This window comes from Streptomyces sp. NPDC055287, assembly GCF_053646035.1.
Window position 1 is genome coordinate 1 of the sequence record NZ_JBSHNE010000026.1, and the last position, 24878, is coordinate 24878.

Sequence of the window (24878 nt, forward strand, 5' to 3'; positions counted from 1 at the left end):
TGCTGGTGGGCACGGACGATGGTGGAGTCGATCTGAACCAGCCAGTCGATGTCGCCGGCTGCGTCGGCCTGGGCCTGGACCCGCTGCAGGGCCCGGTTGAACACGCCGCCCAGCGCGTAGCGCCGGAAGCGGGTGTAGACCGTCTTCCACGGTCCGTAGCGTTCCGGCAGGTCACGCCAGGAGATCCCGGTCCGGATCTTGTAGACCATCCCGTTGATGACCTGCCGGTCCTCCACACGAGGCCGACCTGTCGCAGCCCGCGGTATCAGCGGAGCGAGTAACTCCCACTCCTGATCGTTGAGTTCATGGCGGCGTATCACCCCACCATGATCCACCACCCGACGATCTTTGAAGACGGACCCTAGGGCCGGAGTCGGACAGGCCGGGATCCGTTGTGTCTGTGGCGGGCCCCGGTCACGTCCGTCCTGAGTGCGTCATCGGCGCGTTCAGAGGCCGGCGAGCCGCTCCCGGACCATTTCCAGCGAGTCCTTCGGGGTCAGCGCGCACGCGCCGAGGCGGTCCAGCATGTCGCGGTACTGCTCGACGACCCGCGGCTTCTGCGTGAACGTACTGTCCGTCAGGTGCTCGATGTACACGGCGTCCTTCAGATCGTCCGGTGCGAACCGCAGATAGGTGAGGCCCGTTCCGACTCCGACCGCAGCGGTCACGTCGAGCGGGGCGACCTGCAGGGTCACGCGGGCGCGCTGCATCATGCCCACGAGGTGCTCCAGCTGCGCGCGCATCACATGCGATCCGCCCACCGTGCGCATCAGTACGGACTCGTCGATCAACGCCCACAGGCGCGGCCCGTCGCCCTGGTCGAGCTGCCGCTGCCTTTCCTGGCGCAGGTCTACCCGGCGCTGAACGTCGTGCGCGAGCAGGGGCCCCGGGCCGGACCGCACCACCGCGCGGGTGTACGCGGGCGTCTGCAACAGGCCCGGCACGTAGAAGGGTTCGTACGTCCTGATGGTCGAGGCGGCGCCCTCCAGCGCAACGAGCGGGGCGAAGAAGTCGGACAGGACGTCGCTGTAGGACCGCCACCAGTCCGGTCGCCGGGACTGCTCGAGCAGGCGGCAGAACTCCGAGACCTGTACGTCGTCGCCCACGCCGTACAGGCCGAGCAGCGCCCGGGCGTCGGCGGGCTTGCAGCCGTGGCGCCCCAGCTCGATGCGGCTGGTTTTCGAGCGGGAGAAACCGAGCTTGGAGTCGACGTGCGCGGGGTCGAGCCCTGCCGCCACCCGCAACTCGCGCAGCTTCCCGCCCAGAATGACCTTCAGTGCGGTCGGGTTGTGCTCAACCGCCCCCAGCGGGCGGACGAAGAGGGACGGGCTTGGTTCTGCTGCGGCCATCACGCGCTCCTGCGGACGATGAAGAGGAACGACCATATCGACCCGCCGCGCGCATGAGCCAGGGGTCCTGTGGTGAGGCGACGGCTTTCAGCCGATGAGGGAGTCGAAGTCGCCGTCCCGGGCTCCGGCCACGAACGCCGCGATCTCCTCGCGCGTATAGATCAGAGCGGGCCCCTGTGGATCGCGGCTGTTGCGGACGGCCACCTGACCGTCCGGCAGTGCTGCCAGCTCAACACAGTTGCCCGTGGCGTTGCTGTGGCCGCTCTTGATCCACCTTGCGGACCCCAGCACGCTCGAACCGACACCGTTGAACAACTCCACGCCCACCGCCCCCTTCTGAATCAGACATTCAAGCCCATAGATTCGGACAGTGCAATCTCGGATGCAATTGCACTCCGTGGTCGAGGTCGACGATACTCGTCCGGCACCGGCTGACGCAGCATCGAGCCCCGAAGCCTGCAGAGGGACGTGATCCGTGGTGATTCACATGACGCACTTGGCGAGCCCGCAGGCCGGGCCGACAAGCCCGGGCCGATTGGTGACCGCCCACCACTCCTCACTGCCACCGTCCGGTGGAAGCGACCCCGAACCCATGGTGCTTCCGGGCGGGTTCGCCGCCTGCGGCCTCGACGGCCGCCCCGAGAACGCCGGCCAGGCGCGCCGGTTCGTGGGCCGGACCCTCGACCAGTGGGCCCTGTCGACCGTGGCGGCGGACACGAAGGTCGTCGTCAGCGAGCTGGTCACCAATGCCGTCCGGCACGCCGTGGAACCCATGCGGCCGCACGTCGGGGAGTACCCCCTGTGGCTGGGCCTGTTCCGGTACTCCGCACAGCTGATGTGCGCGGTCTCCGACCCCAGTCCGGACGCGCCCCGCCAGCGCCTCGCGGACGCCTGCGCGGTCGGCGGCAGAGGACTCCACCTGATCAACTCCCTGAGCGACAGCTGGTCATGGGAACTGACAGCGCCACGCGGCAAGACCGTGTGGGCGGCGCTGCGCCTCCCGGCTCCCTGACGCACGCCGCTGCGACTGCCGCAACCCTGCTCGTGGCCCGCCGACCGTCGCCCGTCGGCTCACCTTTTCGCGCCCCTCCCCGGCTTGTCGCACATGCCGGGGATCGCAGTTGCCCTGGCTGAACGACGCTGACAAGGTCTCGGCCATGCCTACCTTCTGCGCGCATGACGGAACCGAGCTCGCGTATCACGTGTTCGGGGACGGGCCTCCTGTGGTCTGCCTGCCCGGGGGGCCGATGCAGGCCTCCGCGTACCTCGGCGACCTCGGTGGCCTTTCCGCGCGCCGGCAGTTGGTGATGCCGGATCTGCGGGGCACCGGCCGGTCCCCGGCGCCGGAGGACGCCGCCTCGTACCGCTGCGACCGGCTCGTCGATGACGTGGAGGCCTTGCGCGAGCACCTTGGCCTGGAACGGATGGACCTGCTTGCGCATTCCGCCGGCGCGAATCTGGCGGCGCTGTACGTCGGTCGCCACCCGGAACGCGTCAGCAGGCTCGCGCTGATCACACCGAGCACCATGGCCGTCGGGCTCGCGATCACCGGAGGTGTGCGGCGCGAGACCGCGCAGTTGCGCAAGGACCAGCCGTGGTTCGCCGCGGCGTTCGCGGCGTTGGAAGCGATCGTTGCCGGCCATGCGACGGACAATTGCTGGCAGGCCGTCGCGCCGTTCTTCTACGGCCGCTGGGACGAGACCGCACGAGCCCATCACGCTGCTGAGGAGGGCCAGCGGAACAAGGAGGCCGCGACTGCCTTCGGCTCGGAAGGCGCTTTCGCCCCGGACGCCACCCGCACAGCGCTCGGACGATTCGGGGCGCCGGTTCTCCTCCTCGCCGGCGAGGTCGATCTGCAGGCCCCTCCTCCTCCGATGGCCGAGTTCGCGGGGCTGTTCCCGAACGCGGAACTCGTCATCCAGACCGGAGCCGGACACTTCCCATGGCTGGACGATCCCGGAGCGTTCGTGGCGGCCACGGCGGCCTTCCTGGGCTGACCCTCACGACTGCTTCAGCGTTGCTCACCTGGTGGAATATCCCGGGCGGGTAAGGGGGTTGGAAGCGAGGAACCTACCGATTCCCCCGGGACGGCGGTCTGCGTCGCGACCGTTCGGCGCCCGCGCCCGGGGGCCCCGAGAGCGGAGCAGACATGACCACCGACACGACCCGTGACCCGGACCGTTCGTTCCTCTTCGTCCTCGGCAGCTCCCGCCATGACGGGAACTCCGAGATCCTCGCCCGGGCCGCCGCCGAACAGTTGCCCGCCGATGTCCCGCAGCGGTGGGTGGATCTGGCGCGGCTGCCACTGGCGGACTTCCGGGACGGCCGGCACGAGTCCGACGGATGGTCGGCCGGGGAGACCGAGGAGATGCTGCGGCAGGCCACTGTGGAAGCCACCGACATCGTCATCGTTTCGCCCCTGTACTGGTACACGCTCTCCGCGCAGGCCAAGCGCTACCTCGACTACTGGTCGGGCTGGCTGACCGTGCCCGGTTCGGACTTCAAGCAGCAGATGGCGGGCCGGACCCTGTGGGGGGTGACGGTCATGTCGGACCACGAGGAGGTCGTCGCCGACGGGCTGGTGACCAGCCTCAACCACTCGGCGGCGTACCTGCGGATGCGATTCGGCGGTGTGTTGTTCGGCAACGGGTCCCGGCCCGGTCAGGTGCGGAACGACGAGCGTGCGGTGATACGCGCCAAGACGTTCTTCCAGCGTGAGGCCCCGCTCGCCCGGTTCCCCTACGAGGAGGCGGCCGGAACGCGGTAGGCGCGGCTCACCGGGTTCAGGAGGGCGGCGGGCGTGGATGTGGAGGTGCTCTGCTCAGGTTCCACGCCCGGCCCCTGCGGCGGCCCCGGCCCACGACCGCGTCACGCCCGGCCGACCAGGCGGTCCACCGCCGCTGTTCCCGAGGTGTACCCCTGCGCCATCGCCCCGGGCAGCGCCGCGTTCGGCAGCCGGCTCGGTGCCTGCGCCGGGCCGAGGCCGTGGGCGGGAACCACCTGCTGCCGCTCCCGGGTGAGCATCGCCGCGGGGGTGTGCGGGTGTGGTTGCGGGGGAAGCGGGCGCCCCGCTGAGGGGGGTACCGGGGCGGACCGCCATTGCTCCGGCATCCACGCCGCCTCGGGTGCCTGCTGGAGGTGCTCGTACAGCGCCTCCTCCAGCGCCGAGATCAGCCGGGTCACATCCTGCTGGGGGCGCACGACAAGCCGTAGGAAGCGGCTGGAACTGCCGACCTTGTTGGCGCAGTCGCGCACCAGCACACCGTGCTCAGTGAGCAGCCGGTCGCGCAGGACCGTTCCGTCCGCGCCCTGCGGCAGTCGTACGTAGATGAAGTTGCCCTGTGAGGGGTAGACGGTCAGGCCGGGCAGTTGGGACAGGCGCCAGCTCATCTCCTCCCGGTCGCGGCGGGATCGCTCGATGCTCTGGGTGTACTCCTGACGGTGCCCCTTGAGCATGAACACCACGGTCTCCGCGAAGGAGTTGAGATTCCACTTCGGCAGTGCGGCGCGCACCTTTCCGGCCAGCCCGGGGTTCGCCACCAGGTAGCCGAAGCGCACGCCGTGCAGGCCGAAGTTCTTGCCGAGGCTGCGGAGCACGATCACATTCGTACGCAGCACGGCCTCGGCGGCGACGCTCGGGTCGGGTTCGGCGTCGGCGAACTCCAGGAAGGATTCGTCGACGACCACCAGGTCCAGGTCCTGGAGAGCGTCGATGAGCGCGAGGACCTGCTGCTTGGGCAGGAACCCGCCGTCGGGGTTGTTCGGGTTGCAGATGACCGCAGCGCGGGAGCCACGCGAGCGGATGAACCGTACGAACGCATCCGGATCCAGGCCGAAGCCATGGGCCTCCGGCAGCAACAGCATGTCGACGCGCTTGCCGGTCTCCATCGGCTGGTCGGTCCACCGCCCGAAGGTGGGTACGGGCACGGCCAGCGACTCGTGAACGAGCAAGTGGTCGATCCAGGTGATGAGTTCGGTGGAGCCGTTCCCCATCGCGACGGTCTGCGGGTTGAGTCCGAGCACCTGGCACAACTCGGCGGTGATGGTGTCCGCACTGCTCGGGTAGTACGTCAGGATCTCGCGTAGTCGCCTGCCGAGTTCGTCGAACATCTCGGGCGTGGGGAAGTACGGGTTGCAGGGGATGCAGAAGTCGGTGATCTCACCGGCCGCGCCGCCGGCCCCTGCCCGGTCCAGGGTGAAGTACGAGGGGCTGTGCGCGCTGGACGCGCGGAAGAGCGCGGTGACATTGCTTCCGGCCATGAACTGCCTCCCTGCCTGCGAAGGCCCGTACCTGGACGATGGGGCCGCCCCGGTATACGGGCGGCGGGGAGGTGGCGTTCAGTGAAGCGCCCGGGGCTTGCCACCGCCGGTGCGCTCCGGGCGGCCTGGCCGTCCTGACCGGCCTTACCGTCCTGACCGGCCTCCCGTCCTGACCGGCCTGACCGAGCGGCCCGGTACGAGTGAACACGGCCGCATGGCGACTCGTATTCAGAGAAGACCGCGACCTGCGGCTCCCGACGTTGGTGGACGTCGTACCGGAACGGCTTTGAGGGTGACGGATGAGGCACGCACGACGCAGTGTGCAGAGGCTGGCGCAGCTGGCAGCCGTCGGCGGAGTACTCTGCGGCGGTCTGATGATGACGACCGCGATGGCGAGCGAGCCATCCGTTCCAGGAGGCGACGAGAACGGCGCCGTTCAGCCCGGAGAGCTGGGCGCGAGTCTCGTCTCACGGCTCGGCACGTCCCGTACCGCCGGTACCTGGATCGGCTCCGACGGTCGCCCGGTCGTCGCGGTGACGGATGCGGACGCGGCGGCCGAGGTCGGGCGGGCGGGCGCGCGCGCCAAAGTGGTCCGCCACAGCATGCGTCAGCTCCGCTCGGCCACGGACGCGCTGCGGGACGCTCCTCGGGTGCCCGGTACCGCATGGGTGGTGGACTACGGGACCAACGAGGTCGTAGTGCATGCCGACAGCACCGTCTCGGCCGGGGACTGGTCACGCCTGTCCGGTCTCGCCGACAGCATCGGCGGCTTCGTACAGATGCAGCGGACCAAGGGGTCCTTCACCACCAGGGTCAGTGGCGGCGACGCGGTCTTCGCCGGCAGCGGGCGCTGCTCAGCCGGATTCAACGTCACCGACGGCCGGAGCAACTTCGTCCTGACGGCGGGGCACTGCGGCTCCGTGGGCACCGTCTGGTTCCAGGACACGCGGGCTGCCGAACGGGTCGGTACCACCACAGCGAGCAGCTTTCCCGGCAGCGACTTCTCCCTCGTGGAGTACGAGAACGGCGACGCCTCCAGTGGCAGGAGCGTGGTGGGAGTCGGCAACGGCCGGGAGGTACGGATTACTGCGGCCGCCGATCCGTTCGTCGGCCAGCAGGTCTTCCGCAGTGGCAGTACTACGGGTGTGCGTTCGGGCCGGGTGACCGCGTTGAACGCGACGGTGAACTTTCCCGAAGGCACGGTGACGGGTCTGATCGAGACGACGGTCTGCGCCGAGCCGGGCGACAGCGGCGGCCCGCTGTTCGCAGAGGGGTTGGCGCTCGGGGTGACCTCCGGCGGCAACGGCGACTGCACCACGGGTGGTCTGACCTACTTCCAGCCGGCGACCACGGCGATGGCAGCCCTCGGAGTGAGGGTGCCGGGCGCCGCCACGGCTGCCGAAGACCGCGGTGGTGTCGCGGCCTCTCCCCCGGCTGTCGCCGGAAACGCCGTACCGGGAGCGACAGGGGGCGGGGCGCTGCCTGCTGAAACGGTTACTCTGCGGACGCTCGCACCCGGGCTGGTGGTTGCCGGAGTCAGTCTCGTCGGCCTGACAGCGACCCGATGGATTCGGTCGGCGCATGACCGCAGGAGTTACCGCAGGCAGTACTCCCAAGTCTGGGGGTGATGTCCTGGGCGGGGCACCAACGGAGCTGGAGCGGCACGGCATTGCGGGCGGATGGCCGCGATGCCGTGCCTCGTGTCTTCTACTGTCCTGGCTTGGGTTGGGTTGTATGGGGCTTGTGTTCCGGGGTGAGGACGGGCGGGTGTTGACCTCATACCCACGCCCGTCCTCCGCGGTGGCCTCAAGCGAGCGCTGTCGCAGCGCCCCTGAGCAGCAGTCCACACCCCAGCACGAAGACGACGGCGGCCGTGCCGAGCGGGAGCGCGCGCTGGGCGCGCGAAAAGGCGCAGCCTCGCATGCGCAGCGTCAGCCTGCGCGTCGTACTCTCCCTCAGCCGCACTGCCACGAACCCTGCCCCCGCGAGCGTGAGCGCCAGCCCTGCTCCGTACGCCAGGACCAGCAGAAACCCGAACCACGCCTGTCCGAGCGCAGCCGCCCCGACCAGGACAACGACGGCGGACGGGCTGGGGACCAGCCCGCCGGCGAAGCCGAGGAGGATGACGCCGCGCAGGCCCGGGGCGGGGAGGGTGTGGGAGTGGCCGTGGGAGTGGCCGTGGTCATGGTCATGGTCATGGTCATGGTCATGGTCATGGTCATGGTCATGGTCATGGTCATGGTCATGGTCGTGGCCGTGGCCGTGGCCGTGGCCGTGCGACGGGGCATGGCTGTGATGGCTGCCATGGCTGTGCCGGCTGTGGCCGTGCGTGTGATTGCGCTGTCGCCACGCCCGCCGGAGCAGCAGCGCGCCCGCGACCGCGACCAGCGTGCCGCTCGCGATGCCCAGCCAGGAAACGACGGTGGGCGCCGCCGCTGATCCCGCGGTGATCAGGGCGCCGAGTGCGAATACGCCCAGGGTATGGGTCATGGTCACCGAGATACCGAGGGCCAGCACGTCACGCAGGGAGGATTTGCCGCCCGCCGTGGCGGCGGCCGCCATCATGGTCTTGCCGTGCCCGGGGGCAAGCGCGTGCATGGCGCCCAGCAGCAGGGACAGGCCGAGCGCGAGTGCGGCGAAGCCCACGGTCAGTTCGTGGCGTGCCACGAGCCCGGTCAGCGCCTGCGCCCAGCGGTCCGCCCCGCGCGGAAGTACGCCCGCCACCGCGGAACCGCTACCGCTCTCCTCGTCCTGGCTCCCCGCGAGAGCCGGCCCGCCGGGACGGACGGTGAAGGCGGCGGAGCGGACTTCGGGCGGCGTGAAGAGCTGATCTTCCGGGTAGACAGTCAGCCGCCGCGAGACGGAGTCCCCCGGTACGTCCGCCCCCGAGAGCGTCATCCGGTCGCCTCGCGCGGTGATCTCCCGCCACCCCGCTCCAGTAGTGACAGTCGCCGGCCGGTACGCCAGCCGCGTTCGCTCGCCCTGGGGCAGCCGCGCTGTGAGCGCGCAGGTGACGCGCAGGGTCTTCAAGCCCGCCTGGCCCGCGCGTACTTGCGCCTTCGCGCTGCCCACCGACACCGAGGCGGTCTTCTCACCCGGCGCCGCCCCGCCCCGCGAGGCCCCGCCTGGCGACGCACCGCCCCGTGCCCCCGCGCCCCCGACGGTGAGCCGCGCGTCCCGGGCCGCGGCGTCGCACCGCGTCCGGGACCATGCCGACAGCTCGTCCCTCGTCAGCCGGTCGTCTCCGTCGGCGTCGATACGGTTCTGCTCCTGTGCCGCCGGAATCTCAGCCAGGTCCTCGACATGGTCGACGTTCAGCTTCCCCGGAGCGACGACGAGACCGTCGTACTGATTGACGGTGAAGTTCCCCAACGGGTGGGCGTGCGCCGCCTGGGCGGGGAGCAGCGCCAGGGCCGCTCCGGCCACCAGTGCGGCGAGAGCGGAAGCGGTCGTGCGGCGCTTCATGATTCCCCCCGAGGCGCGGACGGCCCAGCCGGCCCGGACAGCGCGGACTCAGCCTCGCGCGCCCCGGTCGGCGAGAAGCCCGGATTCAGGTCCAGCGCGGCGCGCAGAAAGCGGCGCGCGGCCTTGTCGTCGCCGAGGGCGTGTTCGATCATGCCCCGATGGAAAAGGAACGAGGCGTTCCGATATCCGGGCTTCCTGGCCGTCGCCTTCTTCGCGTATGTCAGCGCCTCCCGGTCCTTGCCGTTCGCGTGGAGCGCCCAGGCGAGCGCGTCCGCCGTGTGGACGCTCTCGCGGCGCGACCATTCCGCGCGGGCCGACTTCAACGCCTGAGCGGCGTCGCCGTGGTCCGCCTCGACCAGAGCGGATTCCAGGTCGGTGGCGACACCGTTGGCGCGGGCCAGCCGGGTCCACGCACCGACAAGCCGGTACTGCTCTTCGGCCTGCTTGCGCTGCCCGGCCGCCTCTTGCAGTTCGCCGAGTGCGGCCAGCTGCCCCGGCAGGGGGTATCGCCGTACGACGTCTTCGAGATCGCGCAGGGCGCGTTTCGTCTCGCCCTGCGCGGCGTACGCACGCCCTCGCCCCTCCAGCGCCGGCACGTACTGGGGATCGGCACGCAACGCGGTGGCGTAGTGCTCCCGGGCTCGGACGTACTGGCCCTGGGACCAGGCCAGTTGGCCGAGCGATGTGGCGACGTACGCCACATCGGCGGAGGTGAACGCGGACTCCATCGCGCGCAGCAGCACCTGGCGTGCCCCCTTCGCGTCGCCGCGCAGCTCCAGTACGTACGCGTACCGGGTGAAGACCGGAATGCCGGGCCGGCGCCGGTCGGCGAGCTCGACGGCTCGCAGCGCCTCGTCGTAGCGGCCGAGTTCCGTCAGGGCGTCGACCCGGCTGGACAGCGCCCGTTCGCTGTACGGGTTCACGCGCAGCGCCCGGTCCGCCTGTCTCAGCGCGGCGCCGAAGTCGTGCCGGGCGGCGGCGAGCGCCGCCCGGCCGGCGAGCGCCGCGTCGTTCTCGCCGGCCGGGCGCAGCTGCAACGAGCGTCCGAACGCCTTCTCCGCCTGCGGATATCGGGTCGGATCACCACTGGTCCGGGCCTGCTCGACGTACGCCGCCCCCAGCGTCGCCCAGCCCGCGGCGTCCTTGGGCTGTGTCCTCAGATGCTTGTGCAGGGCGTCGATGCCCTGCGCGAGGTCTCCGGCCGTCAGCCGCTCGACGGCCGCGTCCGCCACGAGAGCGGGCGCGTCGCGTCCGGGCCGTGCCGATTCGCCGTCGGCCCCGATCGCCACCGAACCGGCGGTGAGTCCCGCCGCCATCGCCACGACCACCGCGACGCGCCACCGCCGCGGCCCGCGCCACCGCCCCAGCCATCGTTCGTGCCATCGCTGCGATGGCACGAACTGCGGCTTCCTTACGAGCATCGGTCTCGCCTTTCTCGGATCTGTCGGGTCTTCTCTGCGGGGTGGCCCGGGCCAGGCCGCGCGGTGGGCCGGAGGATCACGCTGCCCTGCGGACCGGGAGAGGCCCCGGGCGCACGCGCTCCGTGGCTAAGGGATCAGCCGAGCCAGGACCGGCGTGCGGGCTGCCGCCGCGAGCGCACATAGGCCGTGCCGAGACCCACGAGCAGGACCCCGGCCGCTCCTGACGCGGCCGAGACGAGCATCACCGTGTTGTCGTCCCACGACGCGGTGATCGAGGACATCCCGCCCGTCAGGCCCGTCGCGTCCGCCTTGGTGCCCGCCGCTGCCGCCTTCTTGCCGTCGGAGCCGGAGGTGGGCAGGGCGACGTACGGGAAGCGGGTGCCGAACTTCTTGTCGTTGGCGTCGACCGCGTCACCCAGGTCGTTCTTCGATCCGACGAGTTCGCCCTCGACGGTTTGCAGCGCGATGTCCAGGACGTCGTCGGTCAGCCGTCGCCCGTTCGGGAAGCCCGCGTTGTCGCCGTCCAGTACGCCCAGCCGCTTGGGCTCCGCGACCGGCTTGATGGAGGTGTTGAGGCGCAGCATCTCCGACGGGGTGCCATTCGGCGGCTGGTTGAGATCCTTGACACCGGTCAGGAACACCGAGACGAGGTCGTCGCGCGGCTCCGCCGGGGCCTTGATCTTGTAGATCCCCTCGATGAGCTTCGGCAGTTCCGGCTCGGTGACGTTCTTCAGGAAGTCGCCGTCGTTCTCGGGCGATGAGGCATTGAACTTGTCCTTGTCCTTCACGGGGTTGACGACCTCGTTGACCAGCGGCATGCCGAGCCGCGACACGCGCGTCCAGTCGCCGGAGGCGTTCCTTCGCTCCGTCGTCGAGTAGATGCCGACGACGGGCTGCTCCTCCGATTCACGGATGTACGAGTTCGGCACCTGCAGGGCGATCGTGTTGACGTTGTAGCCCTTCAGCGTGTCGTTCCCGACCTCCGACAGATCACCGCCGTACAGCAGGTCGAAGACGCGCAGATCGAGGAAGAACGGGTCGTCGGCCTGGCCGGCGAAGGCCTTGAGGCCGCCGGGGACCTTCTTCACCGCCTGGTCGCGGAGCTTCTGGTAGTCGGGCATCGACGCCTTGCCGACGTTCGACGGCGCGACCGGGAGGCCCTTAGCGACCTTGTGGCGTGAGACGACCTTCGCGTGCTCGAGCCGCAGCAGCTCGATGTCATAGGTCTGGGTGAAGTTGAGGTCCGGGTCGTCCAGGCTCTCCACCGCGCCCGTGTTGTAGAGGAAGGTGTTCTCGTTCTTGCGGTGGTCCTTGAACGTGAACCGGTACAGCAGGTCGTCCTGGGCGTCACCGTCGCTGTCGATGTGGATGTCGTAGCGCGCGTCGTTGGCGAAGGTGTAGAAGTTCGGGCCGCCCGCCGGTTCCTGGAACGGCAGCCAGTTCGCCACCAGAGTCGTCGTGTCGGGGTGGTCGGGGCTGACGAACGCGTACACGTCCGTGTTGTCGAACTGCGGCTGCCCCGAGATCAGCGGCGCCTCCCGGTGGCTGGACGCGGATGCCGTCCGCGGCTCCAGCACAGCCAGTCCGGCAGCTGCGATTCCTCCACCGGCCAGCGCACCACAGGCGAGCAGAGCGATACTCCGGCGACCCCGCCAGGTCCACGCACTTCTGGTGATTGCGGTCATATCGTCCGTCCTTCATCCGTCGTCTCGTCCGTCCGGGCCTGCTTGTACGTCCAGTACGTGCGCCGCACCCGTCTTGTTCGGTCTCGATCGCTGAAAGATCGGCGGATTGCCCGACGGCACGTCAGAAAGGGGCGTCCGGAGGTGCGCGCCGCCCTCCGTCGTCGCACGCTCACGAGACGTCCTAGACTCCGTTCATGAGCCTCACGACTGCTGCCATTGCCCAGGACCTGGCACCGAACGGCGCGCTGCGGGCCTCGGTCAACCTGGGCAATCCGGTCCTGGCGCAGGGCACGCCGACGGCGCCGGCCGGCATCACGGTGGACATCGCACGGGAGATCGGTGCGCGGCTCGACGTGCCCGTGGAGCTGGTCTGCTTCGACGCGGCGCGGAAGTCGTACGAGGCGATGGCTACGGGCCTGGCCGACATCTGCTTCCTGGCCATCGATCCCGTACGTGAGGCCGAGGTCGCGTTCACCGCACCGTACGTCGTGATCGAGGGTGTCTTCGCCGTGCCCCACGACTCACCGTTCACCACGGTCGCCGACATCGACCGCGCGGGCGTGCGGATCGGTGTGAAGCGCGGCTCCGCCTACGACCTCTTCCTCTCCCGCACGCTTGAGCACGCGAGCATCGTGCGCGGGGAGGAGGGAGTCGACGCGTTCCGCGCGCAGGGTCTGGAGGTCGCGGCGGGCATCCGGCAGCCGATGACCGAGTTCGTCGCGACGCATGGCGACGTCCGACTGATCGACGGCCGCTTCATGCAGATCCAGCAGGCGGTGGGCACGACCACGACCCGGCGGCCCGAGACCGTTCGATTCCTCCGGAATCTGGTGGAGGAGCTCAAGGCCGACGGGTTCATTACCGACGCCCTTCGGCGCGCGAATCAGTCCGACACCCTCGTCGCCCCACCCGGACCCGTGCCTCCGCGGGGCGCGTAGGTCTTCGGCGGCCGGTCAGCCGCCGCGAGGTCCGCCACTGCCCGCACTCGGCGCGGGCCGGGGCCGTACGTCGGCAAACCTGCGGTGTGCCGTTTTCCCTCCGTCGGCCTACGCCGATTCGCCCCTTCAGGCGCGACGGCTTCTCATGGAGACTGCGGGCGGGCCGGTCCCGCTTGCCGTCAGCGCAGAAAGGCACGCCGATGTACGAGATGTGCGCCGAGTCCACAGTCGACAGGGGCGAACTGATCTGGCATGTCATCCACAAGGACGTGACGGCCAGTGCGCTGTGCGGGCGCTCCCTCACGCCCGCCTCCCCGGCCGCTCTGCTCGCCCAGGCCGAGGCAGCCGCGGAGCGCTACTGCTCCTCCTGCATGACCGCTTTCAGCTCAGCGGTCCAGAGCCACGGGCACTGACCGGTCCTGCCGGGCCGCACCACTCGTCGCGCACAGGCTCAGGGATGGACACACCTAGGGTGGCCTGCGCCGGGCCGGGTGGGGCCCCGGCTGCGGCGGGCCTACGCCGGGGGCTTCTTCGGCCCGGTGGCGCCCTGAAGCGAGGAGGCGGGGCTCCGGTGACGGGGGGCCGCCTGGCGGGGTGGCCGGGTCAGGGTGATCTGCCGGACGAGCTGCTGGAAGCAGGCGAGAGCGGCGAGCGAGGGGAGGGCGGCGGCTGCTACGTCGACCAGGGTGCGAGAGGCCTGGGAGACACACAGGAGTATGGAGACCGCGGAGAAGAGCAGCACGACGGTCCAGGAGTGTGCCGCACGGCGCTGATGCAGGGCGGCGCGCAGGATGGACAGGGACGCGACCATCCAGGGCCCGTAGACGAGCAGGGGCCACCACCAGACCGCGTCGTCGATGGTGCGGTACTTGGCGAGGTGGCGCAGCGGGTCGTACGAACGGCGACCGCGCCCAGGAGTTACCGTGGCCCTCGACGTCGACGACCACCGTCCGCAGCACCTTGAGCGCGGCCACGTAGTCCTCGTCACTGATGCCCTTGTGCACCACGGTGCGCAGCTCCGTCACCAGCCCGCGCAGCCGCGCGCTCGCGGCCGCGCCCTCATCGGGGAGGTGCACACGTCGGTCGGCGTCGATCCGCAGCCAGCCGCGGTGGAGCACTGGTCGATGACCCGCGCGATCTCGTGCAGCCCGTCCGCGAGGTGCGTGAACTGAACGGTCACTCCCTCCCGGCTCGGCGCCGCGGGCCTCCATGCACGGTTTCACGATCACGACGCTGCCTTCCGGTGGCCGCGTGGGCACAGGGCTTCCCGAGGGCCGCTCCATCGCCCGGCCGCGCTGGGCGGGCCGGACGAGTCCCGGCGAGGCGCCGAAGCCTCGCCGGGGTTTTGCGACGAGCGCCGGTCAGCCGGCGACCGACGGCACGCTCAGCGCGAAGCGGTAGCTGAGTTGCCACGACCCGGCCGGAACTGTGAGATCGGTGACCTCCAGCGGCCGCTCGTACTGGTCGCACACCAGTCGGCGGATGCGGAGCTGGGCCGGCGTGTCGGCGGACTCGGCCACCGTGCGCGGAGGCACGAGGGTGAGTGTCTCGGAGCGGACGGGGCGCAGACCCGCCTCCAGCATCCACTGGTAGAGCCGGCGCAGGTCGCACCGCGTACCGCGCCGCAACTGGCGTCGGCGCTTGGCGAGTTGCGGCACTTCGGTGATCGCGACGGAGGAGAAGTACGAGGTGGCCGTCTGGACGACGCCCTCGATGGGGTCCGTCAGGCGTTGACGGTGGACCATCGTGCGGGCGCCGTGCCGCAGTTGCAGCGACTCGGCGACGTCGGTGGGGGCGGGCTCGTAGGTCAGGTCCGGCGCGGAGGGGGTGGCCAGTCCCACGGGGATCACGCCGCCGGGAAAGACGAGGTCGCCGGCCACCGGCACGGTGACGGCTTCGGCCGGCGCAGCGGGAACGTACGTACCGCTCTTGTCCGTGCTGACGATGCCCTGCTCGCGGAGATACTGCAGTGCCTGGCGAACGGTCTGGCGGTTGACGCGGTGGAGGGCGGCCAGAGTCCGCTCGGAGGGCAGACGGCCGCCGGGAGGTATCTGCTCGCGCTCCAGATCGGCTCGAAGCCGGTGGGCGAGCGATCGGTAGAGCGGTACGGGAACGGTGTCGGCCTGCTCGTTCACGGGTGCGGTCCTCACTGTGCGAGTGACGGAGAGTGCTCAATCGAGCGATCTCCGTACATGTATCACAGTGGTCTATACCTTTAAATGGGCGGGGTGGCGAGCTCGATGACAAGTCCATGAATTCCGCGCCGACGTGATCCGAGCCTTAGCGGGTAGACGCTCTGCAGCCCCTGCTGGACGAGAAATTCGGAGAGAGTGCCATGGCTGTCAAGGCGACCGGGTGGGCCCGTACGTTTCCGGCGAGCAAGGGCGTACGCGGAGGGCGGGAGTGGACGCGCGGTCAGCTGGAGTCCCTCCCTTGGGCCGCCGCGTCGCCCGACACCGTGGACGAGATCGTCCTGGCGGTCTCCGAACTCCTCACCAACGCCCACGTGCACGCCCACAGCGACGCACAGTTGGTGCTGACCTGGGACAACACCTGCCTCCACGTGAGCGTGCACGACGAGGCGGCCGCCATGCCCGCGCCCAGGGTCGCGGACGCCGGGGCCGTTTCGGGCAGGGGCGTCAGCATCGTGCAGGCACTCGCCGACAGCTGGCACACCCACGCACAGCAGCACGGCAAGACGGTCACCGCTTGTTTCAAGCCCCCTCACCCCGTGCCCGCCTCACGGACGCGCCCCCGCGAGGGGTGAGCCCCGGGCACGCCCGCCGTCAGGCGTCGCCGTACCTACTGGGCGGTCCCTCGGCCCTGCGGGACGCGGCGGACGCGGGCGAGGAGCAGGACCGTGTCGTCGGTCGGCGGGTCGGGCAGAAGGCTCGCGAGGATACGGTCCGCTGTCGCCTCCAACGGCCCTGCCGCGCTGGACAGTTCGGCGCGCAGCATGTCCAGGCCGGTCTCGATGTCCCGGCCGCGTGCCTCGATGAGGCCGTCGGTGTAGAGGGCGAGGGTCGCGTCCTCGGGAAGTTCGATCTCGATCGTCCGGAAGGCGAAGCCGCCGACACCGAGCGGGACCCCCAGGACGTCGTCGACGGTCGCGACTCCGCCGTCCGGGCGGAGTACCAGCGGCGGCGGGTGACCGGCGCCGGCGACGCGGGCACGGCCCGTCGTCGGGTCGTAGACGATGTAGAGGCATGTCGCCAGCTCGATGCCGGATTCCTGGGCGCACACGTCGAGCTGGGCGAGCAGCTGGTCGGGTTCGGGATCGTGCCGGGCCAGCGCCTTGGCTGTGATGCGGAGCCTGCCCATGGCGGCGGCGGCCGGCACACCGTGTCCCATGACATCGCCGACCACCAGGGCGACCCGGTCGCCGGGCAGGCTGATCACGTCGTACCAGTCGCCGCCGACCTCCGTGATCTTGCTGCCCGGCACGTACCGGTGGGCCATGCTTACGTACGGACTGGCCGCCAGGGCGGTCGGCAGCAGAGCACGCTGGAGGGTGAGCGCGATGTCCTGTACGCGGCTGTACAGGCGCGCGTTGTCCAGACAGATCGCGGCGCGTGAGGCGAGCTCACCGGCAAGGCTGAGATCGTCCTGGGTGAACGCCGGCCGGGCCGCGGACCGGCCGAACATGGCGATGCCCTGGACGGTGCCCCTGGCGATGAGCGGGGCGACGATGATGCAGGCCAGTCCGCTCTCGGCGAGGAGCCGGGCACGCGTCTCGATGAGTACGGTCCTGGCCATGAAATCCGCGTCGACGACGGCTGAGATCGGGCGGCCCGTGCGCAGCATGTCGTGGATGACGGAACCGGGGGGATAGGTCACGCTCTCCCGTCCGCCGACGAGCTCCGGGGCGGGCGGCGGCAGGACGGTGCCGGACGCGATGCGGCGGGTGACGAGCGGCAGATCCGGGTCGAACAGCTCGGCGTCGTTCCGCCACTCCACGACTTCCACGACAGAGCCGTCGCAGAAGTCCGGAATCGCCGTGTCGACGAGCTCCTGGGCTGTGAGGTTCACATCCAGGGTGGTGCCGATCCGGGCGGCGGCGCGGTCCAGCAGAGCCAGCCGCTGACGCCCCGCGGTGGCTTCCAGAATGGCCTGTTCCCGGTCTGTCACGTCGACCATCAGGCCGCCCACTCCGGGCCGGGTGCCCACCGCCTGGCTCAGGGGAAAGAAGCTCACCGACCGCACCTGATCGCGGTCCGGGTGGCCCGGGGTCCGCAGACCCACCACGGCCCCCACGACGGGCCGGCCGCCGGCGGCGACCTCGCGGAGCATGCGCTCGTAGTGACCGCCGTCGGACATGATCATGACCTCGTCGCTGCGCAGCCCGAGGTGTGCCTCGATGGGAACCCCGTCCATGTCGGCGAGCGCCTGGTTGAGGTGGACGTACCGCAGATCCGCGTCGAACATGACCAGACCGATGGGGCAGGTCTCGAAGAGGGCGTCGAGGAAGGCGAGGTTGGTCTTGACCCGGTCGAGCTCCTCACTGCGGCTCGCCAGCCCCATGACCACCGAATCCCCTTCGGCCCCGGACACGGGAAAGACCCGGAAGCCACAGCTGAAGGCCGTACCGTCACGATGCCGTGCGGTCAGCCGCCCCCGCCAGTAGCCCAGGGCCCGGCCCCGCTCCAGCATCCGGTCGCACGAAGCCGATACGCCGTGGGACGCGTCCGCGAAGAGCACGGCCCCGGGCCTGGACAGGACCGCGGTGGCGTCGTAACCGAAGAGGTCCTGCGCGCCGGGCCCCCAGTAACAGACCAGACCGTCGCCGTTCATGCCGAAAACAGCCACGGATACGTGTTCGAGCAGCGTCCCCGGCTCGGACAGGAACGGGCCGTGAGCCTTCTCGTCCCCCGGCCGGTCCGATGGCACGAGACGTCCCCTTCCACCAGCCGCGCTCCTGACCCGGAGCGCGCGTTCCAGCTCACCAGCAGCTGGTCATCCACAATCTAGGTTCCATTCCGGTCGGCCGCCACCGCCGCGCCTCCGGCCGTGTTCCCGCGACCCCCCGGCGGGCCGGGGCGGCGCCTCGGATCGCCATGGGCACGCGCCCCGACCTCGTTCGTGCCGGGTTGCGCGCATCGCGGCACAACGAACAGCACGCCCCCGAATGCGGGGGCGTGCTGCACTGCGCACCGGCGTGCCGGTTCAGTTGGCGAAGCGGTCACCGAAGTACGTCAGGCCCGAGGGCCCGCCCAGGGACGTCGAGCCGAAGCTCGTCGAGCCGGTGGCGGTGATGCCGCCCGTGGTTGCCTTGAAGAGCCAGACCGAACCCGCGCCGTCGTTCTCGGCGAAGGCGCCGGCGATCAGTTCGGCGCGGCGGTCGCCATTGCTGTCCGTCAGGTGTACGGACGCGCCGAACTGGTCGTGCGACTCGGCGGTCCCGGGAACACCGGACGTGTCCTGCGAGAAGCTCTTGGAGCCGGTACCCGTGAGGCCGGTGGCGGAGCCGCGCAGCACGGTGACCGTGCCGGCCGACGTCTTGCCTCCGAGCGCCTCGGACGACGCGCCGACGGCGACGTCGGCGTAGCCGTCGGCGTTAGTGTCACCGGCGGACAGGCTCCAGCCGAAGCGGTCGCCCTTCTCGGCCCCGCCGGGCACACCGGCGGTGTCCTGGGTGATACGGACCGGAGTACGGGTGGACAGGCCGGTGGCGCTGCCGAACGTCACGGTGACCGCGCCGCCGAGACCACCGTTCGGCTCGTCGGTGGACTTCTCCATGAAGTTGCCGGTGACGATGTCGCCGAAGCCGTCCTTGTTGACGTCGCCGATGGCCGCCGCGTATCCGCCCGCGAGCTTGCCGGACGCCTTGAGACCGGTGGCCCCGCCCTTGTACAGGACACTGCGGGTGATGTACCCGCCGCCGCTCTCCTGCTGGCCCATCACGAGCAGGTCGGTGGCGCCGTCACCGGTGACGTTGCCGGCGACCAGCCGGTCCGTGTTGATGCCGGTCTGGTCGGACGTGTCGATGCCGGTCAGACCGGCTGCCTTGCCGGTGCGGGCGATGGGCCCCTTGAAGACGTTCAGCCCGGGTCCGGCGATGTTGGCGGCGGCGAGGTCGGTATTGCCGTCGCCGTCGAAGTCACCCGCGGCGACGTCCCAGCCCAGCTCGTAGCGGTTCTCGGGCAGCGGCGACGAGATGTCGGTGCCCGAGGTGAGCCCGGTCGCGCCGCCCCAGATCACGGTGAGGACGCCGAAGTCGTCGGTGCTGCCGATCCGCTCGGCGTGCACGCCGACCACCAGGTCGGTGTAGCCGTCGCCGTCGAGGTCACCGGCGGTGATGCGGTCGCCGAAGCTGTCGCCCGCTTCCGGAACACCGGGGATGCCCGGGGTGGCCTGGCTGATGATGGTGCGCTTCGACTTGTCGAGGCCACTGCTGGTGCCGTAGACGACGGCGACGTATCCGGCATTGGTCTTGCCGTCGACCTTGGCGATGGGCGCGGCTATCGCCAGGTCGCGGTAGCCGTCGCCGTTGAAGTCGCCCTGCAGCCCGGAGGGCGCGGCGGTGGCGCTGCCGGCTCCGACGACGAGCAGGCCGCCGGTGAGGGCGGCCGCCGCCGCGGTGGCGAGGGGGATGCGGAGGTGCTTGCGCATGCGGGTCTTCTTCTCCTGCGGCATGCCGGATGCCGGTGCGGCATCCGAAGTCTGATGGGTCCGGTCGACCGTGCTCGGGAACACATGTCGAACGGTGCAGGGATGACCACTGGAGGACCACGATGGTTGTACGGACGTCCCGCTGGTTGTACGGGACTCCCGCTCCGGGGCCAGGACGTCCTTCGGGGGCGATACCGGCCGAAGGCGTGCCGTGCGTGACGCGGCAGACCACAGCCAGCCCCACCGCGCCGGCGGCCTCGGCTGTACCGAGCCGGGGCCACCGGGGCCACCGGGGGCCACCGGGGCCAGGGCACGCGGTAGTCCGCCGGCGGCTCGACGACCCGGGCGAATAATCGGATGCGGGCCCGGGGGGCGGCCCGTACGGTCGACGCTCGTGGAACCGCTCAGTGACCGACAGATCCGTTCGTCCTTCGTGAACTGCACCAAGGGCGAGGCAGCGCGCCTGAAACTCCCCCTCGATTTCGCCGAACTCCCCTGGGGAGACCTGGACTTCCTCGGCTGGGTCGACCCGGGCGCACCGCTGCGGGCGCACCTCGTCCTGCCGAGACCCGACGGGCCGCTCGGGATCACGTTGCGGGTACCCGGCGCGACCCGCACGAGCGCGGTGAAATCCAGCCTCTGCCAGCTCTGCCTCACTGGCCACGCCTCCTCCGGCGTCACCCTCCTCGCGGCGCCGCTGGCAGGCGCCCGGGGCCGCGCGGGCAACACCGTCGGCATCTACGTCTGCGCCGACCTTGCCTGCTCCCTGTACGTACGGGGCAAGCGGCAGCCCAAGCTGCGCAGCGGCCGGTACGAGGAGAGCCTGACCGAGGAGGAGCGGATCGCCCGCATGCTGGGCAACCTGGACGCCTTCATGGCGAAGGTGACCCAGGCCCCCTGATGTGAATCAGAGGCCCTCTGCCTCTTCCGATTCGAGTCGCGCGCTGGGGGTCCAGAACGCCGTCAGTGGAGCTCGAGCCGGGTGAGGTGTTCGGGGGTGAGGGCGCGCAGGAAGCTCTCGGCGTCGAACGCCTCCCCTGCCGCCACCACGCCCGTCGCCTCGCAGCGCCCGTCGAGGACGCGTGCGAGGGCCTCCGCCACGAGCGGCGCGGTGACCGCGTAGATGTCCTGCCCGCCGGCGACCGCGCGGCGCGTCTCCTCGCCCCGGCGGACGACGGCCTCGACGAGGAACGTCTGTGTCGATCCGCAGGGTGTGCTTGCCTTGGGATGGTTGACGCTCTTCTTCTGGATGGTGCTGACGTTCGTCCAGAGGCTGAGCTTGCGTTCGCCGTCGAGGTAGACACGGATGCCGTCGCGTGTTTCGACGGGCAGTGCGAACGAGCCGCCGGAGCCGAAGTCCCGGGTCACGGTCCAACGGACCCCGGGGAGCGCCGAAGAATTCTTCGCACACGGCAGTGCCCGGCACGGGCGCTGCCGGAGCGGGGACACGCGAAACCCCCCGGAGCGTGTGCTCCGGGGGGCCTGGTGTGCCCTGCGTCAGGTCAGGCGAGCGTGATGTTCTCCGCCTGCGGGCCCTTCTGGCCCTGCGTGACGTCGAACGTGACGGTCTGGCCTTCCTGGAGCTCGCGGAAGCCGGTGGAGTTGATGTTGGAGTAGTGCGCGAAGACGTCCGGGCCGCCGCCGTCCTGGGAGATGAAGCCGAAGCCCTTTTCGGAGTTGAACCACTTGACGGTTCCGCTGGCCATGCTGGTGCCTTTCAGTCGATATCGGATTCGCACCGCGCGAACCCGGAGGTGATCGCCCTGGTCCTTTGGCACTGCACAGCAAAGCGCCCACGCCATAGCGCGGGCAGGAACTGCGAACCACGACATCTGCGAGCGACGTTACACCGCGAAACCGCCTCTCACCAGAGAGCAACGTCCTTTCCGCGACACGTCGGCCGCCGGAATTGATCGCCGCCGTATGTGCAACCGGCCGGAAGGGGCGCTCCGTCGACGGTGGGGGCACCACCCGTGCCCCCTTCCCCGCGCCTCGGCGGCCGTGCCGGTCACAGCCCCTCGTCGAGAAGTGCGACCAGCACCGCCGGGGCCCCCGCGGCAGACCCGGCGTACGGGCTAGGTGTCGATGCCGGTGACGGCGGTCGGGCCGAGCGGGGCCTCGTCCTCGGTGAAGCCGGCCTTCCGCAGGGCGGTGGCGGCCACCTCCTTCGCGTGCGTCTCCGCGCTGCGGCTGTCGTCGGCCTCGACCTCCAGGTGGATGCTGAAGGTGCCGTTGTCATTGACGGTCACGATGTCCAGGTCCTCCGCCTGGCCCAGCGAGGTGTGCTGGGGGTCGGCCGGCCGCAGGTTCTGTACGAGAGCGGCTCGCGCCGTCTCGGTCACTTCGCGCAGGAACGTGCCCGGAATGGAGATGACGTAGGTGGTCATTCAGACTCCTCGGTCTGGACGTGTACGGCGTCGCTCACGGGGGCCGACCGGCCCCGCATCTCGCGTCGCCCCGCGGACGGATCTTTGAACCATCGTTACGCCTACCCAGAGACGGGCTCTTTCCCTTTCGCACGCGGCCGGCTCAGGAACTCCGCGATCCGTTCGCCCCACGTGCGGACGTCGGCGCGCGTGCGGGACACATGCAGTGCGGCGTACGGCAGCGCATCGGCCAGTGCTTCCGCGGTCGAGAGCGGGTGGCCCGGGTCGTCCGCCCAGGCCAGGATCAGGGCCGGCCGGCGCAGCGCGGCGATCGCGGACGGGGCGGGCAGGTCGGAGCGTGCCAGGCCGCGCAGGACGGACGGGAGTACTCGCCCGGCGGGCGTGGGTGGGAGCGCGGGAACGTCGGCCACGACCGCGGGGCCCGGCTCCCTCCGCCTGGCGCCGAGCCAGGCCTCCGCGCCGTCTCGCTCGATGGTGTCGGCGGATGCCAGGTTGGCCAGCGCGTATCCCTCGCGCGTTGTCCAGGCCGTGGGCGGGATGAGGAGCACCAGCCGAGCGAACCGGTCGGGCGCCTGTACCGCGGCACGCAGCACGGTGCCGCACCCCATCGACGCGCCCATGGCGTCGGTGGGCTCCGTGGCGCCCAGGTGCCCGAGCAGGGCCAGCAGATCGTCCGCGAGCGAGGCATAGGTGTAGTCGCTGTCCACGGCCTCACCGGTGGACCGGCCGTGTGCCCGGGCGTCGTACCGGACCAGGCGCCGGCCTCCGTCCAGCACCGGCCCCCAGTCGAACAGGCCCATTCGGTCCTCGACGGCCTGGCTGACCAGGCCCCCGTGCGCGTACACGACGAGCGGGCCGTCACCCGCGTCGTCGTAGACCAGCTCCGCCCCGCGATGACGGAAACGGCCTTCCACGACCTGGAGCCTTCCCCGTGTCGTCACAGCTGCACCCTCTTCCTCGCGCTCATCGGTGTCCCGCTCATCTCCCGGTCCGCCCGCTGACGCCGTCCCGGATTCGCCTAGAGTTCCCAGAGTGCCGTCGTACAGCATTGGCCAGGCAGCGGAGCTGCTGGGAGTGAGTCCGGAGACCGTCCGCCGTTGGGCCGACGGAGGTCACATCCCGATGGCCCGGGAGAGCTCGGGGAACCGTGTGATCGACGGTGTCGGCCTGGCGGCGTTCGCGAAGGAGCGGGCGCAGGGGCTGCATCCCGTGTCCGGGGAGGTGCGGACCTCGGTCCGGAACTCCTTCGCCGGGATCGTCACCGCGGTCACAGGGGACGACATCGTCGCCCTGGTGGAGATCCAGTCCGGTCCGCACCGGCTCGTGTCGATGCTCACCAGGGAGGCTGTGGAGGAGCTGGGGATCGAGGTCGGGGTGACGGCGACGGCGCGGGTGAAGTCGACGAACGTACATATCGATCTGCCCTCGCACCGGAGTTGAGGCCGGGCCCGGTCAACGGCAGTCCAGGGCGGCGCGCATGGACGGCCGGAATCTCGACACCGCGGGGAGCCAGCTCGTCGTACCTGCGGACCGCTGCGGGGCGCGCTACATCAGCGAGATCGCCAGCGTCTGGATCGGCACCTGCCGGCTGCCTGCCCGAAGCGCGGACGCAGGCACGCCGTCCGTGCGGGGCGGCGCGTACTGAGGGCGACTTCAGGCCGTCGCGAGCGAGATCTCGGTGGACTTGATCAGCGCGACGACCGAGGAGCCTTCGGCCAGGCCGAGATCGGCGACGGCGTCCTTGGTGATCGCGGCGGTCAGCTCACCGCCTGCGACGCTCACCTTCACAGCGGCCATGGCGCCGCCGACGGAGATGCCGGTGACCGTGCCGGGGACCTGGTTGCGGATGCTCAGGCCCGCGACCGGGCCGGTGGCGAGCGCCACCTCGGTGGACTTCACGAGCGTGCGGACCACGGCGCCTTCGCTGAGGCCCAGTTCCCGGACCGCGTCGCGGGTGATGGCCGCAGTGATGTCCATGCCACCGTCGAGGCGCACTCTGACTGTCGCCATGGCCTCGCCGGAGGTGATGGCGGTGACGGTTCCGAAGATCTGGTTGCGGATGCTCAGACTCATGAACGTGCGCCTCGATCGCGAAGGGGACTGCCGGTTCGAGCTGCTCTGATTCCAGCACTCTAACCACACTCTGCACTGTCTCTCGGCTACGCACCGCCCACTCCTCGCGACGCTCCCAGCCGGAGGACCGCTCCCAGCCCGCCGTTCAGCACTTCCTCCAAGGAGGCTTGCATCTGCCATAGATGATCGGACCATACCTTGCAGATGCGAGGTAGATAGCCCTATCTTGACGCGCATGCAGTCCTACACCATCGGACAGGCGGCCCGTCTGCTCGGCGTCAGCCCTGACACCGCACGCCGCTGGGCCGATGCCGGCCGAGTCGCGACCCATCGCGACGAGAGCGGGCGCCGTCTCATCGACGGCCGTGATCTGGCGGCGTTCTCCGCCGAGGTCGGCCAGGCCGGCCCGGGTGAGGGCGACGCTCCGTACACCTCCGCCCGCAACGCCTTCCCCGGCATCGTCACCGCCGTGAAGCTCGGCGACGTAGCGGCTCAGGTGGAGATCCAGGCAGGCCCGCACCGCCTCGTGTCGCTCCTCACCCGGGAGGCCGTCGAGGAACTGGGGCTGGAGGTCGGCATGCAGGCCACCGCCCGCGTGAAGTCGACCAGCGTGCACATCGACCGCACCTGACACACACCTCCCGCCCCGGCCCCTTGCTCGACAAAGCGGCGTCGCCCGTCCCCGGCGCGG

Annotated in this window: 25 protein-coding genes and 3 pseudogenes; 11 read left to right on the plus strand and 17 right to left on the minus strand. The window is 70.4% G+C overall.

Going from position 1 to position 24878, the window contains the following annotated elements:
* The 3 genes from ACWIHY_RS29250 to ACWIHY_RS29260 all read right to left on the minus strand — a co-directional run.
* Nucleotides 1-338: IS5 family transposase (locus ACWIHY_RS29250; RefSeq protein WP_454378849.1), on the minus strand; the 338-nt coding region annotated here is incomplete at its 3' end.
* Between the two features lie 108 nt (nt 339-446).
* Nucleotides 447-1349: a helix-turn-helix domain-containing protein gene (locus tag ACWIHY_RS29255; protein ID WP_454378851.1), complete on the minus strand. Its 903-nt coding sequence runs from the start codon at nt 1347-1349 to the stop codon at nt 447-449.
* 87 nt (nt 1350-1436) lie between these two features.
* Nucleotides 1437-1670 carry a DUF397 domain-containing protein gene (locus tag ACWIHY_RS29260; RefSeq protein ID WP_454378853.1) on the minus strand — a complete coding sequence of 78 codons (234 nt, stop codon included), beginning with the start codon at nt 1668-1670 and terminating at the stop codon, nt 1437-1439.
* Between the two features lie 166 nt (nt 1671-1836).
* On the opposite strand from ACWIHY_RS29260, the gene ACWIHY_RS29265 reads away from it, so the two are divergent.
* The 3 genes from ACWIHY_RS29265 (at nt 1837) to ACWIHY_RS29275 (ending at nt 4116) form a co-directional block, all read left to right on the plus strand.
* Nucleotides 1837-2361: an ATP-binding protein gene (locus ACWIHY_RS29265; RefSeq protein ID WP_454378855.1), complete on the plus strand. Its 525-nt coding sequence runs from the start codon at nt 1837-1839 to the stop codon at nt 2359-2361.
* Between the two features lie 145 nt (nt 2362-2506).
* On the plus strand, nt 2507-3346 hold the full coding sequence (locus ACWIHY_RS29270; RefSeq protein ID WP_454378856.1) for an alpha/beta fold hydrolase: 840 nt from the start codon (nt 2507-2509) through the stop codon (nt 3344-3346).
* Nucleotides 3347-3498: 152 nt separating this feature from the next.
* Nucleotides 3499-4116, plus strand: coding sequence for a flavodoxin family protein (locus tag ACWIHY_RS29275; protein WP_454378858.1), 618 nt, complete (start codon nt 3499-3501; stop codon nt 4114-4116).
* 101 nt (nt 4117-4217) lie between these two features.
* On the opposite strand, the gene ACWIHY_RS29280 is transcribed toward ACWIHY_RS29275, so the two are convergent.
* Nucleotides 4218-5609: a pyridoxal phosphate-dependent aminotransferase gene (locus ACWIHY_RS29280; protein WP_454378860.1), complete on the minus strand. Its 1392-nt coding sequence runs from the start codon at nt 5607-5609 to the stop codon at nt 4218-4220.
* A 299-nt stretch (nt 5610-5908) separates the two neighbouring features.
* Here ACWIHY_RS29280 and ACWIHY_RS29285 point away from each other — a divergent pair, with 299 nt between their 5' ends.
* Nucleotides 5909-7237: a S1 family peptidase gene (locus ACWIHY_RS29285; protein ID WP_454378862.1), complete on the plus strand. Its 1329-nt coding sequence runs from the start codon at nt 5909-5911 to the stop codon at nt 7235-7237.
* A 178-nt stretch (nt 7238-7415) separates the two neighbouring features.
* Here ACWIHY_RS29285 and ACWIHY_RS29290 read toward each other — a convergent pair whose 3' ends face one another.
* The 3 genes from ACWIHY_RS29290 to ACWIHY_RS29300 form a co-directional block, all read right to left on the minus strand.
* The gene (locus ACWIHY_RS29290; protein WP_454378863.1) at nt 7416-9074 is read right to left on the minus strand and encodes a HoxN/HupN/NixA family nickel/cobalt transporter; all 1659 of its coding nucleotides are present in this window, start codon (nt 9072-9074) and stop codon (nt 7416-7418) included.
* Complete coding sequence (locus ACWIHY_RS29295; RefSeq protein ID WP_454378865.1) at nt 9071-10471, minus strand: tetratricopeptide repeat protein; 1401 nt, start codon at nt 10469-10471, stop codon at nt 9071-9073. The genes ACWIHY_RS29290 and ACWIHY_RS29295 overlap by 4 nt, the downstream gene beginning before the upstream one ends.
* A 158-nt stretch (nt 10472-10629) precedes the next feature.
* Nucleotides 10630-12180 (minus strand): DUF4331 domain-containing protein, encoded by a 1551-nt coding sequence (locus ACWIHY_RS29300; RefSeq protein WP_454378866.1) that lies wholly within the window; start codon nt 12178-12180, stop codon nt 10630-10632.
* Nucleotides 12181-12374: 194 nt separating this feature from the next.
* Here ACWIHY_RS29300 and ACWIHY_RS29305 point away from each other — a divergent pair, with 194 nt between their 5' ends.
* Together ACWIHY_RS29305 and ACWIHY_RS29310 are read left to right on the plus strand one after the other, a co-directional pair.
* On the plus strand, nt 12375-13118 hold the full coding sequence (locus tag ACWIHY_RS29305; protein WP_454378868.1) for a transporter substrate-binding domain-containing protein: 744 nt from the start codon (nt 12375-12377) through the stop codon (nt 13116-13118).
* A gap of 200 nt (nt 13119-13318) precedes the next feature.
* Nucleotides 13319-13531 (plus strand): hypothetical protein, encoded by a 213-nt coding sequence (locus tag ACWIHY_RS29310; RefSeq protein WP_454378869.1) that lies wholly within the window; start codon nt 13319-13321, stop codon nt 13529-13531.
* A gap of 140 nt (nt 13532-13671) precedes the next feature.
* On the opposite strand, the pseudogene ACWIHY_RS29315 reads toward ACWIHY_RS29310, so the two are convergent.
* From ACWIHY_RS29315 to ACWIHY_RS29325, 3 genes and pseudogenes are all read right to left on the minus strand, one after another.
* Nucleotides 13672-14016 (minus strand): annotated as a pseudogene (locus tag ACWIHY_RS29315) (DUF2637 domain-containing protein); the annotation flags it as partial.
* Nucleotides 14017-14032: 16 nt separating this feature from the next.
* A pseudogene (locus ACWIHY_RS29320) lies at nt 14033-14322 on the minus strand (MarR family transcriptional regulator); the annotation flags it as partial.
* A gap of 157 nt (nt 14323-14479) precedes the next feature.
* Nucleotides 14480-15253 carry a GntR family transcriptional regulator gene (locus tag ACWIHY_RS29325; protein WP_454378870.1) on the minus strand — a complete coding sequence of 258 codons (774 nt, stop codon included), beginning with the start codon at nt 15251-15253 and terminating at the stop codon, nt 14480-14482.
* Nucleotides 15254-15453: 200 nt separating this feature from the next.
* Here ACWIHY_RS29325 and ACWIHY_RS29330 point away from each other — a divergent pair, with 200 nt between their 5' ends.
* Complete coding sequence (locus ACWIHY_RS29330) at nt 15454-15885, plus strand: ATP-binding protein (RefSeq protein ID WP_454378871.1); 432 nt, start codon at nt 15454-15456, stop codon at nt 15883-15885.
* Between the two features lie 35 nt (nt 15886-15920).
* Here the strand turns inward: ACWIHY_RS29330 and ACWIHY_RS29335 are convergent, their stop codons facing one another.
* Complete coding sequence (locus tag ACWIHY_RS29335; RefSeq protein ID WP_454378873.1) at nt 15921-18005, minus strand: SpoIIE family protein phosphatase; 2085 nt, start codon at nt 18003-18005, stop codon at nt 15921-15923.
* A gap of 276 nt (nt 18006-18281) precedes the next feature.
* On the minus strand, nt 18282-19727 hold the full coding sequence (locus ACWIHY_RS29340) for an FG-GAP and VCBS repeat-containing protein (RefSeq protein WP_454378875.1): 1446 nt from the start codon (nt 19725-19727) through the stop codon (nt 18282-18284).
* A 394-nt stretch (nt 19728-20121) separates the two neighbouring features.
* Here ACWIHY_RS29340 and ACWIHY_RS29345 point away from each other — a divergent pair, with 394 nt between their 5' ends.
* Nucleotides 20122-20628: an FBP domain-containing protein gene (locus tag ACWIHY_RS29345; RefSeq protein WP_454378876.1), complete on the plus strand. Its 507-nt coding sequence runs from the start codon at nt 20122-20124 to the stop codon at nt 20626-20628.
* Between the two features lie 62 nt (nt 20629-20690).
* Here the strand turns inward: ACWIHY_RS29345 and ACWIHY_RS29350 are convergent.
* From ACWIHY_RS29350 to ACWIHY_RS29365, 4 genes and pseudogenes are all read right to left on the minus strand, one after another.
* Nucleotides 20691-20930 (minus strand): annotated as a pseudogene (locus ACWIHY_RS29350) (saccharopine dehydrogenase); the annotation flags it as partial.
* A 299-nt stretch (nt 20931-21229) separates the two neighbouring features.
* Complete coding sequence (locus tag ACWIHY_RS29355) at nt 21230-21433, minus strand: cold-shock protein (RefSeq protein WP_454378878.1); 204 nt, start codon at nt 21431-21433, stop codon at nt 21230-21232.
* Nucleotides 21434-21802: 369 nt separating this feature from the next.
* Nucleotides 21803-22114 (minus strand): hypothetical protein, encoded by a 312-nt coding sequence (locus tag ACWIHY_RS29360; RefSeq protein WP_454378880.1) that lies wholly within the window; start codon nt 22112-22114, stop codon nt 21803-21805.
* 101 nt (nt 22115-22215) lie between these two features.
* Entirely contained in the window at nt 22216-23055 is an 840-nt protein-coding gene (locus ACWIHY_RS29365; RefSeq protein WP_454378881.1) for an alpha/beta fold hydrolase, read from the minus strand.
* 91 nt (nt 23056-23146) lie between these two features.
* Here ACWIHY_RS29365 and ACWIHY_RS29370 point away from each other — a divergent pair, with 91 nt between their 5' ends.
* Nucleotides 23147-23554, plus strand: a complete 408-nt coding sequence (locus ACWIHY_RS29370) for a TOBE domain-containing protein (protein WP_454378883.1) — start codon at nt 23147-23149, stop codon at nt 23552-23554.
* A gap of 37 nt (nt 23555-23591) precedes the next feature.
* On the plus strand, nt 23592-23759 hold the full coding sequence (locus ACWIHY_RS29375) for a hypothetical protein (protein ID WP_454378885.1): 168 nt from the start codon (nt 23592-23594) through the stop codon (nt 23757-23759).
* An 8-nt stretch (nt 23760-23767) separates the two neighbouring features.
* Here ACWIHY_RS29375 and ACWIHY_RS29380 read toward each other — a convergent pair whose 3' ends face one another.
* Nucleotides 23768-24187 (minus strand): TOBE domain-containing protein, encoded by a 420-nt coding sequence (locus ACWIHY_RS29380; protein WP_454378886.1) that lies wholly within the window; start codon nt 24185-24187, stop codon nt 23768-23770.
* A 235-nt stretch (nt 24188-24422) separates the two neighbouring features.
* Here ACWIHY_RS29380 and ACWIHY_RS29385 point away from each other — a divergent pair, with 235 nt between their 5' ends.
* Nucleotides 24423-24818 carry a TOBE domain-containing protein gene (locus ACWIHY_RS29385; protein ID WP_454378888.1) on the plus strand — a complete coding sequence of 132 codons (396 nt, stop codon included), beginning with the start codon at nt 24423-24425 and terminating at the stop codon, nt 24816-24818.
* Nucleotides 24819-24878: the final 60 nt, after the last annotated feature.

Bases quoted from the DNA above. Each gene is read 5' to 3' on its own strand.
- ACWIHY_RS29255 (WP_454378851.1), bottom strand. From the start codon at position 1,349: ATGGCCGCAGCAGAACCAAGCCCGTCCCTCTTCGTCCGCCCGCTGGGG.
- ACWIHY_RS29265 (WP_454378855.1), top strand. From the start codon at position 1,837: ATGACGCACTTGGCGAGCCCGCAGGCCGGGCCGACAAGCCCGGGCCGA.
- ACWIHY_RS29270 (WP_454378856.1), top strand. From the start codon at position 2,507: ATGCCTACCTTCTGCGCGCATGACGGAACCGAGCTCGCGTATCACGTG.
- ACWIHY_RS29275 (WP_454378858.1), top strand. From the start codon at position 3,499: ATGACCACCGACACGACCCGTGACCCGGACCGTTCGTTCCTCTTCGTC.
- ACWIHY_RS29280 (WP_454378860.1), bottom strand. From the start codon at position 5,609: ATGGCCGGAAGCAATGTCACCGCGCTCTTCCGCGCGTCCAGCGCGCAC.
- ACWIHY_RS29285 (WP_454378862.1), top strand. From the start codon at position 5,909: ATGAGGCACGCACGACGCAGTGTGCAGAGGCTGGCGCAGCTGGCAGCC.
- ACWIHY_RS29290 (WP_454378863.1), bottom strand. From the start codon at position 9,074: ATGAAGCGCCGCACGACCGCTTCCGCTCTCGCCGCACTGGTGGCCGGA.
- ACWIHY_RS29300 (WP_454378866.1), bottom strand. From the start codon at position 12,180: ATGACCGCAATCACCAGAAGTGCGTGGACCTGGCGGGGTCGCCGGAGT.
- ACWIHY_RS29305 (WP_454378868.1), top strand. From the start codon at position 12,375: ATGAGCCTCACGACTGCTGCCATTGCCCAGGACCTGGCACCGAACGGC.
- ACWIHY_RS29310 (WP_454378869.1), top strand. From the start codon at position 13,319: ATGTACGAGATGTGCGCCGAGTCCACAGTCGACAGGGGCGAACTGATC.
- ACWIHY_RS29330 (WP_454378871.1), top strand. From the start codon at position 15,454: ATGGCTGTCAAGGCGACCGGGTGGGCCCGTACGTTTCCGGCGAGCAAG.
- ACWIHY_RS29340 (WP_454378875.1), bottom strand. From the start codon at position 19,727: ATGCGCAAGCACCTCCGCATCCCCCTCGCCACCGCGGCGGCGGCCGCC.
- ACWIHY_RS29355 (WP_454378878.1), bottom strand. From the start codon at position 21,433: ATGGCCAGCGGAACCGTCAAGTGGTTCAACTCCGAAAAGGGCTTCGGC.
- ACWIHY_RS29360 (WP_454378880.1), bottom strand. From the start codon at position 22,114: ATGACCACCTACGTCATCTCCATTCCGGGCACGTTCCTGCGCGAAGTG.
- ACWIHY_RS29375 (WP_454378885.1), top strand. From the start codon at position 23,592: ATGGACGGCCGGAATCTCGACACCGCGGGGAGCCAGCTCGTCGTACCT.
- ACWIHY_RS29380 (WP_454378886.1), bottom strand. From the start codon at position 24,187: ATGAGTCTGAGCATCCGCAACCAGATCTTCGGAACCGTCACCGCCATC.
- ACWIHY_RS29385 (WP_454378888.1), top strand. From the start codon at position 24,423: ATGCAGTCCTACACCATCGGACAGGCGGCCCGTCTGCTCGGCGTCAGC.